17 protein-coding genes, 1 pseudogene and 1 other annotated feature are annotated in these 20,725 nt (G+C 38.8%); of the genes and pseudogenes, 14 read left to right on the forward strand and 4 right to left on the reverse strand.

The window, feature by feature from the left end; translation table 11 throughout:
* The first annotated feature begins 448 nt into the window (after positions 1-448).
* The 3 genes and pseudogenes from gshA to RB214_RS05115 all read left to right on the forward strand — a co-directional run bounded on the left by gshA (position 449) and on the right by RB214_RS05115 (position 4,235).
* Positions 449-2,026 (forward strand): glutamate--cysteine ligase, encoded by a 1,578-nt coding sequence (gene gshA, locus RB214_RS05105; RefSeq protein WP_309168538.1) that lies wholly within the window; start codon positions 449-451, stop codon positions 2,024-2,026.
* Between the two features lie 148 nt (positions 2,027-2,174).
* Positions 2,175-2,786 (forward strand): transglycosylase SLT domain-containing protein, encoded by a 612-nt coding sequence (locus tag RB214_RS05110; RefSeq protein ID WP_002962200.1) that lies wholly within the window; start codon positions 2,175-2,177, stop codon positions 2,784-2,786.
* 125 nt (positions 2,787-2,911) lie between these two features.
* Positions 2,912-4,235 (forward strand): annotated as a pseudogene (locus RB214_RS05115) (IS4 family transposase).
* Between the two features lie 30 nt (positions 4,236-4,265).
* On the opposite strand, the gene RB214_RS05120 reads toward RB214_RS05115, so the two are convergent.
* Positions 4,266-5,534, reverse strand: coding sequence for an HlyC/CorC family transporter (locus RB214_RS05120; RefSeq protein ID WP_165744203.1), 1,269 nt, complete (start codon positions 5,532-5,534; stop codon positions 4,266-4,268).
* A gap of 61 nt (positions 5,535-5,595) precedes the next feature.
* A complete protein-coding gene (locus tag RB214_RS05125; RefSeq protein ID WP_002962197.1) occupies positions 5,596-6,402 on the reverse strand; it encodes an inner membrane protein YpjD in 807 nt (268 codons plus the stop codon).
* A gap of 252 nt (positions 6,403-6,654) precedes the next feature.
* Here RB214_RS05125 and ffh point away from each other — a divergent pair, with 252 nt between their 5' ends.
* From ffh to tyrA, 6 genes are all read left to right on the forward strand, one after another.
* Positions 6,655-8,034: a signal recognition particle protein gene (ffh, locus tag RB214_RS05130; protein WP_002962194.1), complete on the forward strand. Its 1,380-nt coding sequence runs from the start codon at positions 6,655-6,657 to the stop codon at positions 8,032-8,034.
* A gap of 260 nt (positions 8,035-8,294) precedes the next feature.
* Positions 8,295-8,543 (forward strand): 30S ribosomal protein S16, encoded by a 249-nt coding sequence (gene rpsP, locus RB214_RS05135; protein ID WP_002962192.1) that lies wholly within the window; start codon positions 8,295-8,297, stop codon positions 8,541-8,543.
* Between the two features lie 17 nt (positions 8,544-8,560).
* A complete protein-coding gene (rimM, locus tag RB214_RS05140) occupies positions 8,561-9,097 on the forward strand; it encodes a ribosome maturation factor RimM (RefSeq protein WP_024596584.1) in 537 nt (178 codons plus the stop codon).
* Positions 9,097-9,864, forward strand: coding sequence for a tRNA (guanosine(37)-N1)-methyltransferase TrmD (trmD, locus tag RB214_RS05145; protein WP_002962190.1), 768 nt, complete (start codon positions 9,097-9,099; stop codon positions 9,862-9,864). The genes rimM and trmD overlap by 1 nt, the downstream gene beginning before the upstream one ends.
* 33 nt (positions 9,865-9,897) lie before the next feature.
* Positions 9,898-10,257 (forward strand): 50S ribosomal protein L19, encoded by a 360-nt coding sequence (gene rplS, locus RB214_RS05150; RefSeq protein WP_002962189.1) that lies wholly within the window; start codon positions 9,898-9,900, stop codon positions 10,255-10,257.
* Between the two features lie 290 nt (positions 10,258-10,547).
* A complete protein-coding gene (gene tyrA, locus RB214_RS05155) occupies positions 10,548-11,681 on the forward strand; it encodes a bifunctional chorismate mutase/prephenate dehydrogenase (RefSeq protein ID WP_002962944.1) in 1,134 nt (377 codons plus the stop codon).
* Positions 11,682-11,743: 62 nt separating this feature from the next.
* On the opposite strand, the gene RB214_RS05160 is transcribed toward tyrA, so the two are convergent.
* The gene (locus RB214_RS05160) at positions 11,744-12,901 is read right to left on the reverse strand and encodes a chorismate mutase (RefSeq protein ID WP_002962945.1); all 1,158 of its coding nucleotides are present in this window, start codon (positions 12,899-12,901) and stop codon (positions 11,744-11,746) included.
* 44 nt (positions 12,902-12,945) lie between these two features.
* Positions 12,946-13,063 (reverse strand) — a sequence feature (Phe leader region).
* Between the two features lie 192 nt (positions 13,064-13,255).
* On the opposite strand from RB214_RS05160, the gene RB214_RS05165 reads away from it, so the two are divergent.
* Positions 13,256-16,270: an EAL domain-containing protein gene (locus tag RB214_RS05165; protein ID WP_138489444.1), complete on the forward strand. Its 3,015-nt coding sequence runs from the start codon at positions 13,256-13,258 to the stop codon at positions 16,268-16,270.
* Positions 16,271-16,282: 12 nt separating this feature from the next.
* Here RB214_RS05165 and RB214_RS05170 read toward each other — a convergent pair whose 3' ends face one another.
* Positions 16,283-16,612: a translation initiation factor gene (locus tag RB214_RS05170; RefSeq protein ID WP_002962947.1), complete on the reverse strand. Its 330-nt coding sequence runs from the start codon at positions 16,610-16,612 to the stop codon at positions 16,283-16,285.
* A gap of 135 nt (positions 16,613-16,747) precedes the next feature.
* Here RB214_RS05170 and RB214_RS05175 point away from each other — a divergent pair, with 135 nt between their 5' ends.
* The 4 genes from RB214_RS05175 to RB214_RS05190 all read left to right on the forward strand — a co-directional run bounded on the left by RB214_RS05175 (position 16,748) and on the right by RB214_RS05190 (position 20,689).
* Entirely contained in the window at positions 16,748-17,053 is a 306-nt protein-coding gene (locus tag RB214_RS05175; protein WP_002962948.1) for an STAS domain-containing protein, read from the forward strand.
* The gene (locus RB214_RS05180) at positions 17,053-18,702 is read left to right on the forward strand and encodes a SpoIIE family protein phosphatase (protein ID WP_002962949.1); all 1,650 of its coding nucleotides are present in this window, start codon (positions 17,053-17,055) and stop codon (positions 18,700-18,702) included. The genes RB214_RS05175 and RB214_RS05180 overlap by 1 nt, the downstream gene beginning before the upstream one ends.
* A gap of 56 nt (positions 18,703-18,758) precedes the next feature.
* Positions 18,759-19,418, forward strand: coding sequence for a GAF domain-containing protein (locus RB214_RS05185; RefSeq protein WP_002962950.1), 660 nt, complete (start codon positions 18,759-18,761; stop codon positions 19,416-19,418).
* Between the two features lie 80 nt (positions 19,419-19,498).
* Complete coding sequence (locus RB214_RS05190) at positions 19,499-20,689, forward strand: amino acid aminotransferase (protein ID WP_002962951.1); 1,191 nt, start codon at positions 19,499-19,501, stop codon at positions 20,687-20,689.
* Positions 20,690-20,725 lie beyond the last annotated feature (36 nt).

Raw genomic sequence — 20,725 nt, forward strand, 5'->3', positions numbered from 1 at the left:
GCTAAATTGAACTCATTTTGAATAAGTTCCGGTCTGTTAGTTTTGGCTTGTTTTTTATGTATTTAATTTATACTTAAATAGCATTTAAAGCATTTGTATAATGCACATAGCAATGGCAATATTACGACTTAATATAATGGTGTTGGTCATATTAGCGCATTTATAAAGTGGGCAAAGAATTATTAGATTTGAAAAGTTATATTGTTCTTAGCAATTTATTCCAGTTGCATTAAATAAATGATCTATTATAGCGCTAAGGAAGTAGCACAATAGCAAGGCGAAAATTATGACATATAGTTGTTCTATATGAATAATTTGTAACGCAGTGAGTGCGCTATTTAACGCGATAGAATGATCATATTTTCAATAAAATTGGTATTCATCTTGAGTCTAAGTAATTAGCCCCAATAACCTTATGATTAAGCCACGTGACCCGAGGAAAGATTTTTTGACAACACATGATTTAGCTAACGCACTTGAAGCGTTATCAGTAGATGAGCACCAACATGCAGTTAATGGCATTAAACGTGGCATAGAGCGAGAGTCACTAAGAATACAAGAGAATGGTGCTATATCACCTAAAGGCCATCCAAAAGGGGTGGGCAGTGCGTTAACTAATGGCCATATCACAACTGATTTTTCTGAATCTTTACTTGAATTTATTACTCCAGTTAGTGAGTCGTCAACGCAAACTCTTAAGCAATTAAAGGACCTTCAAAAGTTCACTCTAGAAAAAATGGGTGATGAACTACTTTGGCCTATTAGTATGCCGTGCTTTATTGAGCATCAAGATGATATTGTTTTAGCTCAATTTGGTAGTTCTAATACAGGCAAAATGAAAACACTATACCGTGAAGGATTAAAAAATCGCTACGGTAGTATGATGCAAGCAATTGCAGGCGTTCACTTTAATATTTCATTCCCGGATACGCTTTGGCAGTCGCTTCACTCGTTACAACAAAGTAATGCAAGCCTTCAAGATTTTATTTCAGAGGGTTATTTAGCGCTTATTCGTAACTTTAAACGCGAACTATGGCTAATAAGTTACATGTTTGGTGCATCACCAGCATTATGTAACTCATTTTTACAAGGTCGAAAAACCGATTTACCATTTAAAAAACTAGGTAAAGGTACGCTTTACTTAGAAGTTGGTACGGCACTGCGTTTAGGCAATTTAGGTTATACAAATAGCGCTCAGTCGTCACTACGCGTAATGTATAACTCGTTAGATGAATATGTAGCAGGCCTTAAAAAAGCAATCAACACACCATCAGAAATTTATGGTGATCTTGATGACTATAAGAGTGAAAACCCTAAGCAGTTAAATAAAAATATTCTGCAGATTGAAAACGAATTTTACTCGCCAATTCGTCCTAAGCGTAATGCTAAAAGTGGCGAAACGCCAACGGATGCACTGCTTCGAGCAGGCATTGAATATGTAGAAATTCGCGCATTAGACGTTAATCCGTTTAGCGAAGTTGGTATTGATATTGAGCAAATTCACTTTTTAGATGTGTTTTTAACGTATTGTTTATTAAAAGATTCAGCTCCAATGGATTGGAAAGAACAAGCACGCAGTACTGAAAACCTCGACACAGTAGTCAATCAAGGTCGAGAAGAAGGGCTAATGCTTAACTTTAATAACACACAGCGTAGTCTTCAGTCGTGGGGCGATGAAATATTTGCACAGCTCACTGATGTCGCTAAATGGATGGATAATGCTTATGGTGTTAATTATTACTCCGATACTATAAAGCGCATGGCTACGTGGGTGCATAATCCAGAGCTTACTTATTCTGGACGTTACGTGTCGCAATTAAAAGAGTCTGGTTTAGACAACGGTCACTTTGCACTAGCACTGGCTAATAAATACAAACAAAGTCACGCAGACACTGATTACAGTGAGTTTTTAAAGCCTTGGCTGGAACAACAAGTTGTAGAGTCTAACGAAGCACAAACTGCAATTGAGCAAGCAGATACTCAGTCATTTACCGCCTTTTTAGATGCGTATTTTAGCGGTAAATAATCCTAATACTTAGTAAAATTTAAGCAAAAAAAACGCAGCCTAAGTAGGCTGCGTAAATATATATTCAGGGATGAACTAATGCTGTACTGCTGCATTCATTGAGTCAGACCCACACTTTTTAGAAAAGTTCTGTGAGATCTTAGAAAAAATGAAAAAAAATGCAATTATTTTATCTCTTGCCATTACTTTAGCTGGTTGTGCAACAGCGCCTCCAAAGCAACCTAACGATCTATGTAAAATCTTTGAAGAAAAACCTGATTGGTATTTTGACGCAAAAGATGCGCAAGAAAAATGGGGTTCTCCTAAGCATGTACTCATGAGTATGATGTACCAGGAAAGCTCTTTTAAGCATGATGCTGCTCCGCCTATGGAGTACTTCTTATGGATAATTCCAACCGGTCGCGCAAGTGATGCTTATGGTTACTCACAGGCTAAAACACCAACATGGTCTGATTATATTCGTGAAACAGGAAACAATGGTGCTGATAGAGACGACTTTGACGATGCAATCGACTTTATGGCGTGGTTTGTTTATAAAACGCATAAAGTAAATAAAATCTCTAAATGGGATGCTTACGCACAATACCTTAATTATCATGAAGGTTGGGGTGGCTATAAGCGTGGCACATATAAAAAGAAAAAGTGGTTAATGGGTGTAGCAAACAAAGTTAAACACAGAGCGAGCCGTTATGGCGCGCAATTAAAGCGCTGTGAAGACGAGCTTGATAAAGGTTGGTTTGAACGTCTTATATTTGGCTAGAGAGTTATTAATGGATATAAAAAAGGAGCCAATCGGCTAATGCCGATCAGTTAAGAAAATGACCGGTTGACCGATCCAAACGATCATGCAAAATCCGTAGTTAGGAAACTAACTACGGATTTTTTGTGAATATAGAACAAGCACTGCAAGCAACACTTGAAGAAAGCAGCCGATACCATACCTTTGAAAAATTATCAGAAATTCTTGACCCTGAAATCATTGAACAAGGTTTTCAACAAGCAGGGATTGCAACCGTTCGTAAGCGAAGATTACCGCTTGAAGCCGTTTTGTGGTCAGTTATTGGCATGGCATTGTTTCGAAAAGAATCAGTTTGGAATATCGCTAATAAGCTAGATATCATGTTACCTGGCAAGAACCAACTCGTTGCTCCAAGTGCGATGGTACAGGCGAGACAAAGGTTAGGTGATGATTCCGTTAAACACGTTTTCAATAAATCTGCTCAATCAATGTATAAGCAACAGTCATTCGAAACATGGAATGGTTTGAATGACTGTTGACGGTGTTGTGTGGCGAACAGCCGACACGCCTGATAATCGTAAAGCCTTCTCTTCAGGTAGCAACCAATACGGTGATACAGCCTTTCCTCAAATACGCATGGTTTGTCATATGGAATTGACCAGCCATCAACTTCTCAGTAGCGAGTTTGATAACTATAAAACCAACGAGATGAAATTAGCTGAGCGTTTAATTGAACGTACACCAGATAATTCACTGACTATGTTTGATAAAGGATATTATTCTTTAGGCCTGTTAAACCGTTGGCATCAAACTGGGGAGATGAGGCACTGGCTGATACCAGCAAGGCCCGACTTACAGTATGAAATCATCTCCAGCGCGGGTAAAAATGACCATATCATTGAATTGAAAACCACAAAGCATGCACAAAAAAACTTTCCCGATGTTCCTGAAACGATTAAAGCGAGATTAATCAGCAAAACAATAAAGGGCAAAAGCTACCGTATATTAACCTCGATGACGGATAGATTGCGTTATCCAGGTAATGAAATTGTTGAATTATATTGTCATCGTTGGGAGATAGAACTTGGGTTTAGAGAAATCAAACAAACCATGCTTGATAGCGCATACCATTTAAGAAGTAAGCGTCCAGACATGGTGCGTCAGGAGCTATGGGCCGTGTTACTCGCCTATAATTTAATACGAAGAATAATGACGATGGCGGCGACAGTCACAGGGATATGGCCTAACCAGCTTAGTTTCTCTAGCAGTTCGATGGCTGTCATTCAGTATTTCTCGTCAGTATCTATAATGAGTCCAGGGAACATTCCAATACACTGGCAGCACTTACTCAATACACTGGTCTTATTTAAGCTTCCAGCTAGACGAGAGGATAGAAGATATCCCCGATGGGTTAAGCCAAAACCATCTAAGTATCCCCATAAAAAGAAAGATGCCAGTCAGCTTAACTGACTGGCATTAGCCAATCGGCTCCTTTTTTATTTAGCGAGAACGCTTATTAGGCAGAATCTTCACCTGTTTTATCATATTCTCTTTTACTTCGAGTACTTCAATAGGGTACCCCGCAATACGTAAACTAATATTTGCATCGGGAATATCTTCTAAGTATTCAACAATTAAGCCACTCAAAGTTTTTGGGCCATCTAGTGGGAAATCCCAACCCATCTCTTTATTTAAATCGCGTACGTTAGCGCCGCCATCTACAATACAAGAGCCATCGGTTTGTGTTTCTACTTCTTCGCTTGGCGTACGAGTTTGTGTCGTTGTAAAATCGCCAACAACTTCTTCTAAAATATCTTCAAGCGTTACTAAACCTTGAATATCACCATACTCGTCTACTACTAAGCCAATACGCTCTTTAGACTGCTGAAATTTTAACAGCTGAGTGTTAAGTGATGTTCCCTCTGGGATAAAGTAAATTTCGCGTACAGCACGCAGCAAAGATGGTTTATCAAATTGCTCTTTTGTAAGTAGGCGAAGTGCATCTCGAGAGTGAATAAAGCCTACTGCGTCATCTATATTATCGCGATACAACAACACGCGAGTATGTTGTGCATGGGTAAGCTGGCGGCTAATCAGTTTCCAATCATCGTTAATATCAATAGCCACAATTTCGTTACGTGGGATCATGATATCTTCAACGGTTACTTGCTCTAAATCTAAAATTGAGGTCAACATACTTTGATGGCGAGCAGGGATAAGTGCGCCTGACTCATTGAGCACTGTTTTTAATTCTTCTTTGCTCATGCTGTGCTCGTCGATTTGAGCGGCACTAATACCAAATAATCGCAATATTCCGTTGGTCATCCAGTTAACGATAACAACAAAAGGAAAAAGAATTTTTAGTAACCCTTTAAGTATTATTGAGCTTGGAAAAGCAACTTTTTCAGGATAGAGGGCAGCAAGAGTTTTAGGTGTTACTTCGGCAAATATAAGCACGACTAAAGTTAACACACCCGTAGCGATAGCAATACCAAGGTCACCGTAAAGGCGAATACCTATAATGGTAGCAACTTGAGCTGCAGCTATATTGACAAGATTATTGCCAATTAAGATTAAACCGATGAGCCTATCTGGACGGCTAAGTAATTTACTGACTCGTTTAGCTGCACGATGATCCTCTTTAGCGAGGTGTCGCAGGCGTATACGATTGATTGACATAATTCCGGTTTCTGAACCAGAAAAATAAGCAGAAAAAAGCACCAAAAAACCTAAAATGATAAATAGGGTACTTGTCGATATGTCGTCCAACGATGGATCCTTTTCTTATAAATCAATGCGTATTAAGCTAGAGTGAGCAAGCAGAGTCAAGTTAAAACTTATTTAGTATCACTTCTTGTATGAAACGGCTGCCAAAATATGCGAGTGTGAGGACAAATGCAGCGACCATGATCGTAATAACCACAGGTTTACCGCGCCAACCCTTTTTCATATGCCCGATGGCTACAATGGCAAAAATAGCCCACGCAACTAACGACAATATCGTTTTATGAATGAACTCTTTAGCAAACATCCCATCAAGAAATACAAACCCCGAGAGTAATGCGAACGTGAGTAATATGGTGCCTAAATTAAGGAGTTGGTAAAGCTGGCGCTCAACAACCATCAAAGGCGGAAGGTGACTATGCACAATTGCTAAATCTTTACGTTTTAAACGTTTATCAATAAAGTAGAACTGTACACCATATAAAGTAGCAATAATTAAAATACAGTAGGCCAATAGGGATAAGGAAATGTGTGTTACTAAGCCAACCTCAATATTAATGCTTTGCAGTAAAATATGATGAGGAATAAATAAACTGGCAATTGTAAGTAAAGCACCAAAACCATAAACAACGGGCAATAATAAAGTGGCAGGGAACTTTAGCGATACAGCTGTTACTGAAACTACAATAACCCAGCATGTTAAAAGGGAGACGTTTACAATACTTAAGTCTTGACCGTCGGATCTAAAAACAGAGTTAACTAACAGCAGCATATGCGCCACTATAGCAACCGTGCTCAATATGACGGTTACCTTTTGGCTAGGGCCTTGTTGATGAAACAGGCGTGAGAGCACGTGAGACGTTGCTAACACATAAAATAAACTGGCAATAATAGTTAAACTAATAATCAGCATTGTGCTTGGGCCACTTAATTTGAGACAAAATAATCCTTGTTGTTATATAGCCATTGTATTTTATAGCAAAGCAAATGCATAGACCTTAAAAAAAGAAACTCAACAAGGTGCACTTGAACACTGTATTGTAAGACGCCATATACGGTATACTACTTTTAATTGAAACTTAATAAGTCAATCCTGGTTAATTGAAAATCAAACTAACCGCAAAATTTTAATGGATTGATATAAACGTCTTATCGGAACCGTTACATGTTTGAGAACCTCCAAGAACGATTAGGTAAAACCTTAAAAAATATCAGTGGCCGTGGCCGTCTGACTGAAGACAACATAAAAGACACACTTCGCGAAGTGCGTATGGCATTTTTAGAAGCCGATGTGGCACTGCCTGTTGTTCGCGAGTTTGTAAAACAAGTTAAAGAACGTGCAGTTGGGGTTGAAGTTACAAAAAGCTTAAGCCCAGGCCAAGTATTTATAAAAATAGTGCGTGAAGAACTAGAAAAAGCAATGGGTGAGGCCAATGAAGAGCTAAGCCTAAATGCACAACCGCCAGCCGTTGTTATGGTAGCGGGTCTGCAAGGTGCGGGTAAAACCACCAGTGTAGCTAAGCTTGCTAAGTTTTTAAAAGAACGCAAAAAGAAATCAGTGCTTGTAGTAAGTGCCGATGTTTATCGCCCTGCTGCGATTAAACAGCTAGAAACGCTTGCTACAGAAGTTGACGTTGATTTCTTTCCAAGTGATATTTCGCAAAAGCCAGTGGATATTGCAAACGCTGCAATTTCTCATGCTAAAAAGAAATTTATAGATGTAGTACTTGTTGATACCGCAGGTCGTTTACATGTTGACAGCAACATGATGGACGAGATTAAAGATCTTCACAAAGCAATCAACCCAATTGAAACTTTATTCGTTGTTGATGCAATGACGGGTCAAGATGCGGCAAATACAGCTAAAGCATTTGACGAAGCCCTGCCACTAACCGGTGTAATATTAACAAAAACCGATGGTGATGCACGTGGTGGTGCTGCTTTATCTATTCGTCATATCACAGGCAAACCAATTAAATTTATGGGTGTGGGTGAGCGTACTGACGCACTCGAGCCTTTTCATCCAGACCGTATAGCGTCGCGTATTTTAGGTATGGGTGATGTACTTTCATTAATCGAAGAAGTCGAAATGAAAGTAGATAAAGAGCAAGCTGCCAAAGTTGCTGAAAAAGTATTTAAAGGTGCCGGTTTTACCCTTGACGACTTTGCTGATCAATTAAAGCAAATGAAAAACATGGGTGGCATGATGTCGATGCTTGATAAGCTCCCTGGTATGTCTAACTTACCAGATGCTGTTAAAGGCCAAATGGGTGACAAAACATTTATCCAAATGGAAGCTATTATTAGCTCAATGACTAAAAAAGAGCGCGCACGTCCAGAAATCATTAAAGGTTCACGTAAAAAGCGCATAGCTGCTGGCTCTGGTACACAAGTACAAGAGATTAATAAGTTGCTTAAGCAGTTTACGCAAATGCAAAAAATGATGAAAAAGATGAAAGGTAAAGGCGGCATGACTAAAATGATGCGCGGTATGAAAGGCATGTTACCACCTGGGATGATGGGTGGCGGTGGTCCTAAGTTTTAAAAAATACTTTTGAGTTATTTTTTAAAATAATAGCGAATCATATTTAAAGGAGCAAATAGCTCCTTTTTTGTTGAATAAATTATGCATGTAATACACCTTTAACCCTATTTTGTCGTTGAGATCACGGTTTAACCTACTAAACTGTCTTTTTGCTTCACTTCTTACTTGCGTTATTGCCAAAAACTCGTACAATTCCCCAGCTCCCCATTCTGGGGAGTAAATCTTATTAATGAAAACAGTCAATCTTTATAGAGGACGGTATGGTAACTATTCGTTTGCAACGTGGTGGCGCTAAAAAACGCCCTTTCTATCAAATTGTGGTTGCGGATAGCCGTTTCTCGCGTGACGGTCGCTTCATCGAGAAAGTAGGCTTTTTTAACCCAATTGCTTCAGGTCAAGAAGAAAAAATTCGTTTAGATTTACCACGTGTTGAACACTGGGTAGGTCAGGGCGCATCTCTTTCAGATCGCGTAGCTAAGTTAGTAAAAGACGCTCGTAAAGCGGCTTAATAGGCGTAAGTGTAACCATGAGTCAAGAGAACACCTCATCAATAATTGTCGTAGGAAAGCTCGGTGCCCCATATGGTATAAAGGGCTGGCTTAAGGTACATTCATTTACTGATGATCCCGTAGGGATCTTCGATTTCAGCCCGTGGTTGATAGGGCAGCAAGGTAAATGGCAGTCCTTAGAAGTGGTCGACTGGCGTCGCCACAACAAAGGCTTTATCGCTAAATTTGCGCAGATAAACGACCGAGACGAAGCAATGGCTTATACCCATGCTGAAATCTCAATGGATGCAGCGCATTTACCAGAACTTCCGCAAGGTGAGTTCTATTGGCGAGATCTCATTGGCATGTCTGTTGTAACCGATAAAGGTTATAGCTTAGGCATTGTTGATGACCTTATGGAGACAGGGTCAAATGACGTACTAGTTGTGAAAGCAAATAGTAAAGACGCATTTGGTCAAGCTGAACGTTTGATTCCTTTTTTAACTGATTCAGTTATTAAAGAAGTTAAATACGACGCAAGAGAAATTACCGTAGATTGGGATCCAGGGTTTTAATGACGCAAACTAGTTCATTATGGGTAGGGGTGATAAGCCTTTTTCCAGACATGTTTGACGCTATTACAGACCAAGGTGTTACCGGTCGCGCAGTAAAAAATGGTTTAATTGATTTTAACTGTTGGAATCCGCGAGACTACGCTTTAGATAAGCATAGAACCGTAGATGACCGTCCTTACGGGGGCGGACCAGGTATGTTAATGATGGTTGAGCCATTAAAAAAAGCGATTGCCGAAGCTAAAAAAGCAGCTGGTGATGGCGCTAAAGTAATTTATATGTCCCCGCAAGGGCGCAAACTTGATCAGCAGGGCGCTAGCGAACTCGCTAACTCTAATAAACTGATTTTGATTGCCGGTCGCTATGAAGGTATAGATGAGAGAATAATAGAATCATATGTTGACGAAGAATGGTCAATTGGTGATTTTATTTTGAGTGGTGGTGAACTACCTGCCATGACATTAATTGACGCAGTAGCGCGATTAGTGCCAGGTGTGTTAGGTCATAACCAGTCAGCAGAACAAGATTCGTTTTCGGATGGCTTGTTAGATTGTCCACACTATACACGACCAGAAACATTGGACGACAAACAGGTTCCTGCTGTATTACTCAGTGGAAACCACCAAGAGATAGCAAAGTGGCGGCTTAAGCAGTCATTAGGTAGAACTTGGTTACGACGTCCTGACTTGTTGCATAACCTAGCTCTGACTGAGGAGCAAGCGGTATTACTCGCAGAATTTCAGCAAGAGTACCAAAAAGCTTGTGGCTAGAAGACAGTTACACCTAGGAAAGTGAGAAACATAATGGCAAAAGTAAACCAAAATATTATTAAAGCGCTTGAAGATGAGCAGCTTAAAACAGACGTACCTGCATTTGGCCCTGGTGATACAGTGGTTGTACAGGTAAAAGTAAAAGAAGGTGCTAAAGAGCGTCTACAGGCCTTTGAAGGTGTTGTAATCGCTAAGCGTAATCGTGGTCTTCACTCAGCATTCACAGTTCGTAAAATTTCGAACGGTGAAGGTGTTGAGCGTGTATTCCAAACGCACAGCCCTCTTATTGATAGCGTAGCAGTTAAGCGTCGCGGTGCAGTTCGCCGTGCTAAGCTTTACTACCTACGTGAGCGTTCTGGTAAATCTGCACGTATTAGAGAAAAACTTAACTAATACGCGCTGTTTATCAACGCAAAAAAACGGGTTGCATCCTTCGGGTTGCAACCCGTTTTGGTTTTAGAATATTATTTTCTCAATTCTCAATTCTCAATTCTCAATTCTCAATTCTCAATTCTCAATTCTCAATTCTCAATTCTCAATTCTCAATTCTTATTTCCTCATTAGTAAAATTTAAGCTTTAGCCTTTTATCAGTTAGCTGATCCTGTTAGTATTTATCGTATTGATTAGTTTACTTTTATGTAAATTTATATTTACGTTATTTGTTTTTTAAGGTGGTATGAACGTGGCTGACATAAGTGATTTAGCACAGCTGAGAGAAGGTATAGATGAATGCGACGCACAACTTGTTGCCTTACTTGCTAAACGTAATGGTATTACGCAAAAAATTGGTGAGATAAAACAACAAACAGGCGCGCCTTTACATGCACCTAATCGTGAAGCAGAGCTATTAGCGGCAAGAAGACAAGAAGCAATAAATCAAAATGTAAGCCCCGATCTAGTTGAAGATATACTAAGACGCATGATGCGAGAAGCCTATCAAAACCAACAAGCAAAACTTGCATGTGCAGCGCCAGAGCTTTCGCCAATTGTTATTGTAGGTGGCCAAGGTGCTATGGGGCAGCTATTTGCTCAGCAGTTTATTCGCTCAGGTTACGAAGTTAAAGTTTTAGATAAAGATCAGCAAAACGATGCGCAAAATATTTTAAAAGGTGCCAAGCTAGTAATGATTAGCGTACCAATTAATGCATTGGACGCAGTAGTTGCTAAGTTACCTAAACTAGATGATGACTGTTTACTAGTTGATATTACATCGGTAAAGCAATCGCCTATCAAAGCACTAAAAGCTGCGCATAGTGGCCCTGTGGTTGGTTTGCATCCTATGTTTGGCCCTGACATATCACACTGGGTAAAACAAACAGTCGTTGTATGTGAAGGGCGAGAGCACCAAGCGGCAAAAGGCTTGTTACAGCAGTTACAAGTATGGGGTTGTCAGCTTGTTGAGCTTGATGCTAAAAAGCACGACGAAGCAATGCAAATTATTCAGGTTATGCGCCATTTAACAACATTTGTGTACGGACAGTTTTTAGCAAAACAAAGTCATACACTAGAAGAGTTACGTAGTTGCTCGTCACCTATATATCAACTAGAGCTAATGATGGTAGGGCGTTTATTTGCGCAGTCGCCGGAGTTGTACTCAGATATTATGTTAGCGCAATTCGATGATGTAGAGAGCCTGCTCGCACAATACCAAGACACTTTTGCAAGTACATTGGAAAAATTAAAAGCAGGAGATAAAGCAGCGCTTATTGATTCTTTTGCGCAGGCGAAAGTTTACTTTTCTGACTCAACAGAGCACTTTTTAACACAAAGCCGAAGCTTATTAAATAAAGCGAATGATTCAAAAGTTTTAGACTAATACTTGTCACTTTTTACTAAAAAGGGCCGATATCGGCCCTTTTTATTTTATGGAAGTGTGTATTAGGTATTAACGCTTACTGCCTGTAATGACTCGCTTTGATAGCAGCCTAAAATACGCACATATTGGGTGTGCTCTTTAAGCTCTTCTAGCGCTTCTTTTACTTGGCTATCAGCTAAGTTTGCTTCAAGATCTACATAAAATACTTCTTCCCACGGATTACCCGGAGTTGGGCGCGACTCAAGTTTTACTAAATTAATCTTATGCTGTTTAAAAATCATCAACGCATCGGCTAGTGAGCCCGCTTGCTGTTTTGTCGACATGATTAAACTAGTTTTAGTTGGAATTTGGTTAGACACTTGCAGAGGTTTACGCGCAACAACAATAAAGCGGCTATGGTTTTCGCTTTGATTAGCAAGGTTTGATTTGATGACTTCAAGGCCGACATTTTTTCCTGCTTGTGCAGAGCCAATTGCAGCACTATTTGGTGTGTTTAGAGCTGATTGTAATGCGCTTGATGTAGAGTCACATGTTTCGTGTTGTAAATCACCTAAGCCCTGTAAAAAACGGCTGCACTGTGCAAATGGTTGTGGGTGTGCAAATACTTTTGTTAGTTGGCTAAGTTCAGTATCAGGGTTTGCGAGTAAGCAATGCTCTACACTGTGAGTGACTTCTCCAACAATAGAGACTTGTGCGTGCTGTAATAAGTCAAATACTTCGTTAATGCTACCAGAGCTTGTGTTTTCAATCGGTAATAAACCAAAATCAGCTTGGCCGTTTTCTACTTTACCTGTTATTTCGTCAAACGATGTACAGCCAATTTCAATTAATTTACCAGGGCGGCGACTAAAGTATTTATGACATGCAAGCTGGCTATAAGAACCTTGACCACCTAAGTAAGTTACACGGTGTGTTTCACTCAGTGCGTCTGGATTAAGGTTTTTTTGTAACATTGCCTGTTGGTGTAAAACTGAATCTTCCAAAATAGTTTGAAACACATTATTTACGTAGTAAGCATCTAAACCCAGTGACTTACCATAACCAATTAATTTTTCTAGAAGCGCGAGTTCACGTGCTTCATCGCGAATTGGCTTGTTGTTGGCGATTTTATATTCAACCACACCGTGGCTAATGCGACGGCGTTTAGCTAATAACACGAGTAAGTCGGAGTCTATCTCATTTATATCGTGTCTTAGTGCATTTAATACATCATTTGTCATTTTGGTATCCTCATTCCAAAAGTAGGCTGTTATTACACAGCAAAAACAAAAAAGCCTCCCGGTTGGGAGGCTTTACTATTCGATTGATTTTATCTCACAAACAGGGAAGCCTCTTCTATATAAAGAAGCTAAAAAACGAAATAAAAGTGCGAGAGATAAATATGTTCATACGGTTAATGTATGGAGAGTTGCCAACAATGTCAATAAAGATCTAAATAAGCTTAGGGTACTATTTATTTACCTTAGGTGGTTATTATAGAAACTTTACAAATAATTTATAAATATGAATGCGGATCTGGTATATTTCGTTAACTGGTTCAAATAATAACAATTATTAATAATTAAGGTTGACCCGTGGTTTACAGACGGCCTCCATCTCGTTTTGGATTGAATTCTTTAAGTGTAAAACTTTCACTGCTTATATCTGCTATTTGTTTAATAGCAGGGGTATGTGCGGCTGCCTTAATGCTTAAATCTGAAGAGAAACAACTTGTTTTTGAAGAACATGAGGTGTTAAAAAGCTCTACAGATTTATTAGTGAAGCAGTTTAATGAGCGTATTAAAACAAAAATAAATATTGCTCAGCAAGCTAATAACGTAGTGACAGAGCAGCTTTTTCAATCTAATTCACCAATTAATTTAGGTAATAAATCACAGTTACAGTTTAATAGCGATGGTACGATTCGAAGTGCCTCGGCTGACGGATTATCAGCAGCATTTTTACCACAGCAAAATTACTCACCTTTTTATAAACGCCTATTTAATGATTCTGAAATGTTATGGCGTATAATTTCTCCGACTCTGGTACACGACTTTTTTAACTTTTATTTAATTACCGATGACGATTTCATTCGTGTTTCTCCTCCAAACTGGGCATTAAATGCACCAGCCGAGTTTAGAGTTACGCAAGGTACAACGTATAAATATATTAAAAGTATGTTGGGGTCAGAGCGAGAGCCTGCATGGTCAAAAGTTTATTACGATACAGTATGGCGAAAGTGGGTTATTAGCTTACTAGTGCCGGTGTATGTTGATAACGAGTTTTTAGGTGTAACGGGAAGCGATATTTCCCTTAACAAACTTATTTCATTTTTACCTGTTGGCGATAAAGAAAAACACTTACTTGTATTTGATAGTAAAGGGCAATTGTTAGCCCATCCCAATCTAAACCCTGCATTATTAGCTGACTACGGTAGTGACAATAAAGCACTCGCTACTAACGAATTTGTAAACCCAGAACTGCAGTCAATTATTGACGATGCAATTGCGGTGAAGTTACCAGAATATGCCAATTCATTTGAACAAAATGATGAAGCTCACATTATTAATATCCGTAAAATTGATGATTTAGATTGGTACATAGGGGTTTATAAAAAACGTTCATCAACGTTATCTGCGTTACAAGATTTAAAACTGAAGTTTTTTGGACTCTTTATTTTATACGCAATATTAGTTGCTTTATTGCTGCATCAGGCGCTTTATCAACTAGTACTTCGCCGTTTACATACTTTAGTTTATGCAGTAACAAGCTTTGGTAAAGGTCAGCTAACAACAGAGTTTCCGCCAGAAAATAAAGATGAGATTGGTACCCTTAATGGCTCATTTAGAGACATGACAGTAGAAATCCGCAAACTTATTGATGGTTTAAACCAAAGAATTACAGAAAAAGAAATTGCTGAAAAAGCAGCTAATCGTTTATCTAAAGCGGTCGCGTTCTCGGGCACCGGGGTTGTGATCACCGATGAAAATTTTGTCATTGAGTACGTAAACCCCAAAATGCTCGAAATGACAGGCTATCCAGAAAGTCATTTTAATAGAGCACCATTACTTAATATTATTGCCTCAGAAATGTCTATTTTAGTTGAAGATATAGACATAGATTTACGCAGCCGCAATTACTGGCGCGGGGACACATTAATAGCTGGCTTAAATAAAGAGCCAATTTGGGTGTCTTTAAGTGTTTCGCCAATTCGTGAAGAGGGCGGTGAAATAACCAGTTATGTAGCATCAGCACAAGATATTTCGTTTGTAAAAGAAAGCCAGCGTAAAATGGAACAACTGGCTTACTTTGACACCCTTACGGGCCTTGCCAACAGAACATTTTTTAGAATGCAATTGCGTAAATCAATGGCATTAGCAGAGCGCGGGCATTATGCATTTGCTTTGTTTTACTTTGATTTAGACGAATTTAAGCGTATTAACGACACATTAGGCCACGATGCTGGCGATCAATTATTAATTGAAGTGGCAAACAGACTTAAAAAACGTTTACGTGCCGAGGACACCATAGCGCGCTTAGGTGGTGATGAATTTGCAGTGTTGCTCAGTGGTATAGAAAGCCAAGCTCACGCGGCTGATGTTGCCAATACAATTCAAAAAACACTGAACGTGCCTATAAAACTAGGTAGCAATGAAGTTATTGTCAGTGCAAGTATTGGTATAACTATGGCTCCTTACGACAGCTTAGAGGAAGATCAGTTACTTAAACATGCTGATTTGGCAATGTATGAGGCAAAAGCAAAAGGACGTAATACCTTCCACTTTTATAGCCAAGAATTAAATGCGGCCGCAAATGAGCGTTTATTTATTGAAAATGAGTTACGTATAGGGCTCAAAGAAAAGCAATTTGTAGTTTACTACCAACCTCAAGTTGATAGCCGTACTCATCAGGTCGTTGGTTATGAAGCGTTATTAAGATGGTTCCACCCAACAGAAGGCGCAATCCCTCCAGATAAATTTATTCCTATTGCAGAAGCGACAGGCCTTATAGTTGAATTAGGTGAATGGGTGCTTCAAGAGTCTTGTGATTTTGCCGTAAGATTGGCAGAACAAGGTCTAGAAAATAATATATCGATAAACTTATCGGCCCGCCAGTTTAAAGACTCAAGCTTAGTTACAACACTGAGCAAAATGATAATTAAGTCGGGTGTTTCAGCAAAGCGCCTTCATTTAGAGCTGACCGAAAGCATGCTAATGGGTAATGTAGAGGCAGCCATTACACAATTGCACGAGCTTAAAGCATTAGGTATATCTATTTCTATTGATGACTTTGGTACAGGTTATTCGTCGCTCAGTTACTTAAAACGATTCCCGGTTGATATATTGAAAATTGACCGTTCATTTGTAAAAGATATCCCAGAGGATACAAATGATATGGAAATCACTGCAGCTATTATTGCCATGGCGCAAAAGTTAAAGCTAGACGTGGTCGCAGAAGGGGTTGAGACAATAGAGCAGATGCAGTTTTTACAAAATAATAATTGCTTCGTTGTGCAAGGCTATTATTTTAGTAAGCCAATTGCTGAGCACGAACTACCGAATTTGTATGAAAGGTTAAATGAACTCGCAAATAGCGAAGTAACTAGTTAATAAAATTGCGGGTTAACCACCCGCAATTTTAACTTTAAATTTTAACGCTTCTAAAATGCCTTTTAGTTTATCTCGGTCATCACCTTGTACTTCAATAATGCCTTCTTTTACTGCGCCGCCTTGGCCCATTTTGCTTTTTATAGTTTTAGCTAACTTTTTTAAATCGTGATCTTTTGGATCAATGCCAACAACTAGCATTACGCCTTTGCCTTTACGCCCTTTTGTTTGACGCTCAATGCGAATAAAACCATCTTTAAAAAGTTTAGCGTGCAACTCTTTTTCTGGTTTCGGCTGGTCAATGCGACCCGTACTGGTTGAATATACTAAGTGACTATCACTCATACCTTACCTTTGTGGATAAAAATGAATTAAATGCTGGTGTAAATGATAGCAAATTTGAAGTTGTGTGTTTTTCTTTTTGCTAAATACTTTTAACAGGTTATATTTAGTTCAAAGGAAATATTATTGGAGTTTACTATGAGTTTAACTAAGAATGAATCAGTCGATGGCACTACATTAACAATACAAATTAAAGGTAAGTTTGATTTTAATTTAGTGCAATCTTTTCGCCAAGCTTATGCTCAAATGAGCGAAAAAACAGTAAAGGTTATTATCGATTTAAGAGAGACTGATTATATGGATAGTTCAGCACTTGGCATGTTACTTAACATGAAAAAAACCATTGATAGCCAAGTAAAAACCATCGAAATAAGTAATTGCCAGCCTCAGCTTAGAAAAATCCTACAAATTTCACGTTTTGATAAAAAGTTTGATATTAGCTAATGATACATGTGTTGATTGTTGACGATCAGGCGCTCAATCGCATTTTACTAAGTAAAATGCTTGAGCAGGAAGGCTACAAAATTTCAGTGGCTTACAATGGGCTAGATGCACTTAATGTACTTAAAAGAGAGCAAATAGACATTGTATTACTCGATGTTTTAATGCCCGTAATGGATGGTTTTGAAGCCGCTGAAAAAATAAAGCAGCAGTATAGTGAAGTTTACTTACCGATTATTTTTATAACCTCCTTAGACGATCAAGCAAGTTTTGAGCGGTGCCTCGAAGTCGGTGGTGATGACTTTATTCATAAACCATTTGAAAAAGTTATTTTGCACGCAAAAATTAAAGCACATAGCCGCACCAGAGAGCTGAGTAAAAAATCAAATCAACAAAAAAAACTGCTTGAATATCATCACAATCAAATTGAACGTGAACACGAAATAATTGAGCATATTTTTAATAACTCATTAGAGAATCAGGGTAAGTTTAAAGAATACCTCGATTTTAATTTATCGCCGGCGTCTATGTTTAACGGCGATATGTTTTTAGTGGCGCAAAGTCCAATAGGCAATCTGTATTGCATGTTGGGAGACTTTACAGGGCACGGCTTAGCGGCAGCTATTGGTGCATTACCTATCTCTCGTGTTTTTTATACTATGGTACAAAAAGGCATGGCGATTAATGATATTGCCTGTGAGCTAAATACATTGCTTTACAACCTTCTACCTGGACACATGTTTTGTGCTGCCACCATTATAGAGCTTAGTGCATCCGGTAAAAGTATTTCTGCATGGATGGGCGGCCTGCCAGATGCGTACCTAATAGATAAAGACGGTAATGTAAAACAAACATTAGAGTCGCAACATATGGCGCTGGGGATTTTAGACGATCAAGAATTTGAATATGAAGTTATTCACTTTGAAACAAATAGTAATACACGCCTAGTATTAGCAACCGACGGTATTATAGAAACAGCAAACAAAGAAGATACATTTTTTGGGGAAGAGCGTTTTTTACAAACCTTAAAAAGTAAATCGATGATTAGTAGCGAAGATATAGTGGCTGACGTTACTAAGTTTGCTGATGGCACTAAACAGCAAGATGATTTAAGCATTGTTTTACTAAACTGCCTGCCTTTAGTTCCTGAGGAGCAAGAGCGAGAAGCATTCTCTACTTTAGCGTTTAATTTATCTTTGAGTTTAAACTCAGAACAAATAAAAAAAACAGACCCCGTTTACGACGTTGTTAATATCTTAAGCAGTGTTGGGGGGCTAAATGCCCATCGTTCTAATATATTTTTACTGTTGTCTGAGGCTTATAACAATGCGCTTGATCATGGTGTACTAGGGCTTAACTCAGAGATTAAAAAACAAGAAGACGGCTTTTTTCGATATTACGAATTAAGAGAGGCAGCTCTTGCTAAACTTACAGATGCTATGATTATTATTGATATGCGCTATTGCCCCGATACGCTCAGTTTATATTTCATTATTTGTGATTCAGGCCGAGGGTTTAGTAGTAAGCACGATGAGTTGGCAAAGGTTAATAATGAATTTGGTAGAGGGGTGTCTTTACTAGAAGAAATAGCCGAAAAGGTAACTTATAACGCCAGCGGTAACCAAGTTGAAATGTGCTACAAGTTGAGCTAGCTCTGCAAAAATATCCATGCTATTATTCTCGAAACTTTAGATGTATGGATGGCCAAATGATTTCTTCTTACCTAAAACAAGCACAACTAAGTGCTAATCCAGCTTTGATTTCAACAGAGCTTGAAAAGCTTGAGCTACATTTAGCAAACACAGCTTTGCCTGATGTATGTTGGGAGTATCAAATACCTGAGCTTGGCGAGGGCGGTGCGTGTAGTTTATTTGGTTACCTACAAGATGAGCCATTCAAATTAACTGACTATCTTAAAAGTGATGAGCAAACACAGTTCAAGCTAGCTAATTTACAAAGTATTGTGAGCTACATTGAGCAGCAAACAAGTGTTGATTGGTATGGTATTTATCAATCAACTAATACTAGTGAAGGTAAGCAACTATTAAAATTAGCTTATCATGGTGCGCCTAGTCGTCCGTTGTTCCCTTTAACGCAAGCATTTGCGGCAGGTAGTAATAACGTACAGGTTGCGCTGTCTCACAAGGGCCGTATTATTAATAACGTTGAAGAGTACTTATCACAAGGTGGTGAATACTACACATGCGATCCTAAAGTTAAATCAGAAACCTGCTTACCTTTATTTAATACACAAAATGAATGTGTTGGTATTGTAGATGCTGAAGCCTTTAAAAATGATTTTTTTGATGAAAAGACGCTTGCCGTTTTAATTGCATGTTGTATTAAAATTCCTCACTTTCTAGTGTAAATAACGCTAGTCAACATGATGTGCTTTTATGTTAAGCTTAGCTTAACAGCTAACCCCTAAATAACGATAAGAGATAGCCAATGTTCTCAGTATTAAAACCATTACCAACAGATCCTATTCTTGGCCTTATGGCGGCCTATAAACAAGATACAAACCCTAATAAAATTGATTTAGGTGTAGGTGTCTACAAAGATGAGCAAGGCAATACACCGGTTCTTAAAGCGGTTAAAAAAGCTGAAGCGTTTCGTCTTGAAAACGAAATGAGCAAATCTTACATTGGTTTAGCGGGTAACTTAGATTACTGCCAAAAGATGGAGCAGTTACTACTAGGCGAACATCAAGCATTGTTAGCAAATCGCGTACGTACTGCACAAGCGCCAGGTGGTACGGGCGCACTTCGCGTTGCAGCTGAATTTATTAAGCGTTGCAATGCAGATGCAACAGTATGGGTAACTAACCCAACATGGGCAAACCATATTAGCTTGTTTGAAGCGGCAGGCTTAACAGTAAAAGAATACCCGTATTACGATTACGAAAATAAAGACTTACTGTTTGATGAAATGATCAATACACTTAAACAAGTGCCTAAAGGTGATGTGGTTTTAGTGCATGCATGTTGTCATAACCCAAGCGGTATGGACTTAAACGAAACACAGTGGAACACAGTTGCCGAACTTGCAAAAGAAGTTGGCTTTACACCACTTGTTGATATTGCATACCAAGGCTTTGGTGCTTCACTTGAAGAAGATGCACGTGGCTTACGTATTTTAGCTGATGCAGTAGAAGAGCTAATTATTTGTTCTTCATGTTCTAAAAACTTTGGCTTATACCGCGAGCGTATTGGTGCATGTTCACTAATTGCAAAAGATAGCGCAACAGCAGATATTTCAAACTCTGTAATGCTAAGCGTTGTACGTAGTATTTACTCAATGCCGCCAGCGCATGGTGCTGATATTGTTAATACTATTTTAAGCAGTACAGAGCTTACACAATTATGGCACTCTGAGCTTGATGAAATGCGTAGCCGCATAAATGGCTTACGTAGCTTAATTAAAGAAAGCTTAGCAACTAAAGATATTGCGCAAGACTTCTCATTTATTGAACGCCAAAACGGTATGTTTTCTTTCTTAGGTATTAATAAAGAGCAAATTGCTCGCCTACAAAAAGAATATGGTATTTACATTGTAGGTTCTAGCCGCGTAAATGTTGCAGGTGTTAGCCAGTCAAATATTGAATACTTTTCAAATGCTGTAGCTGACGTTTGTAAATAAACGCAGTTAATATAAAAAAACCGCACATCTAATGAT

Origin of the sequence: Pseudoalteromonas sp. HL-AS1 (assembly GCF_031198785.1) — a bacterium.
Classification (GTDB): domain Bacteria; phylum Pseudomonadota; class Gammaproteobacteria; order Enterobacterales; family Alteromonadaceae; genus Pseudoalteromonas; species Pseudoalteromonas distincta.

What these genes read in the sequence shown, in the direction of transcription:
- RB214_RS05110 (WP_002962200.1), top strand. Translation starts at nt 2,175, where the DNA reads ATGAAAAAAAATGCAATTATTTTATCTCTTGCCATTACTTTAGCTGGT.
- RB214_RS05125 (WP_002962197.1), bottom strand. Translation starts at nt 6,402, where the DNA reads ATGCTGATTATTAGTTTAACTATTATTGCCAGTTTATTTTATGTGTTA.
- ffh (WP_002962194.1), top strand. Translation starts at nt 6,655, where the DNA reads ATGTTTGAGAACCTCCAAGAACGATTAGGTAAAACCTTAAAAAATATC.
- rpsP (WP_002962192.1), top strand. Translation starts at nt 8,295, where the DNA reads ATGGTAACTATTCGTTTGCAACGTGGTGGCGCTAAAAAACGCCCTTTC.
- rimM (WP_024596584.1), top strand. Translation starts at nt 8,561, where the DNA reads ATGAGTCAAGAGAACACCTCATCAATAATTGTCGTAGGAAAGCTCGGT.
- trmD (WP_002962190.1), top strand. Translation starts at nt 9,097, where the DNA reads ATGACGCAAACTAGTTCATTATGGGTAGGGGTGATAAGCCTTTTTCCA.
- rplS (WP_002962189.1), top strand. Translation starts at nt 9,898, where the DNA reads ATGGCAAAAGTAAACCAAAATATTATTAAAGCGCTTGAAGATGAGCAG.
- RB214_RS05160 (WP_002962945.1), bottom strand. Translation starts at nt 12,901, where the DNA reads ATGACAAATGATGTATTAAATGCACTAAGACACGATATAAATGAGATA.
- RB214_RS05170 (WP_002962947.1), bottom strand. Translation starts at nt 16,612, where the DNA reads ATGAGTGATAGTCACTTAGTATATTCAACCAGTACGGGTCGCATTGAC.
- RB214_RS05175 (WP_002962948.1), top strand. Translation starts at nt 16,748, where the DNA reads ATGAGTTTAACTAAGAATGAATCAGTCGATGGCACTACATTAACAATA.
- RB214_RS05180 (WP_002962949.1), top strand. Translation starts at nt 17,053, where the DNA reads ATGATACATGTGTTGATTGTTGACGATCAGGCGCTCAATCGCATTTTA.
- RB214_RS05185 (WP_002962950.1), top strand. Translation starts at nt 18,759, where the DNA reads ATGATTTCTTCTTACCTAAAACAAGCACAACTAAGTGCTAATCCAGCT.
- RB214_RS05190 (WP_002962951.1), top strand. Translation starts at nt 19,499, where the DNA reads ATGTTCTCAGTATTAAAACCATTACCAACAGATCCTATTCTTGGCCTT.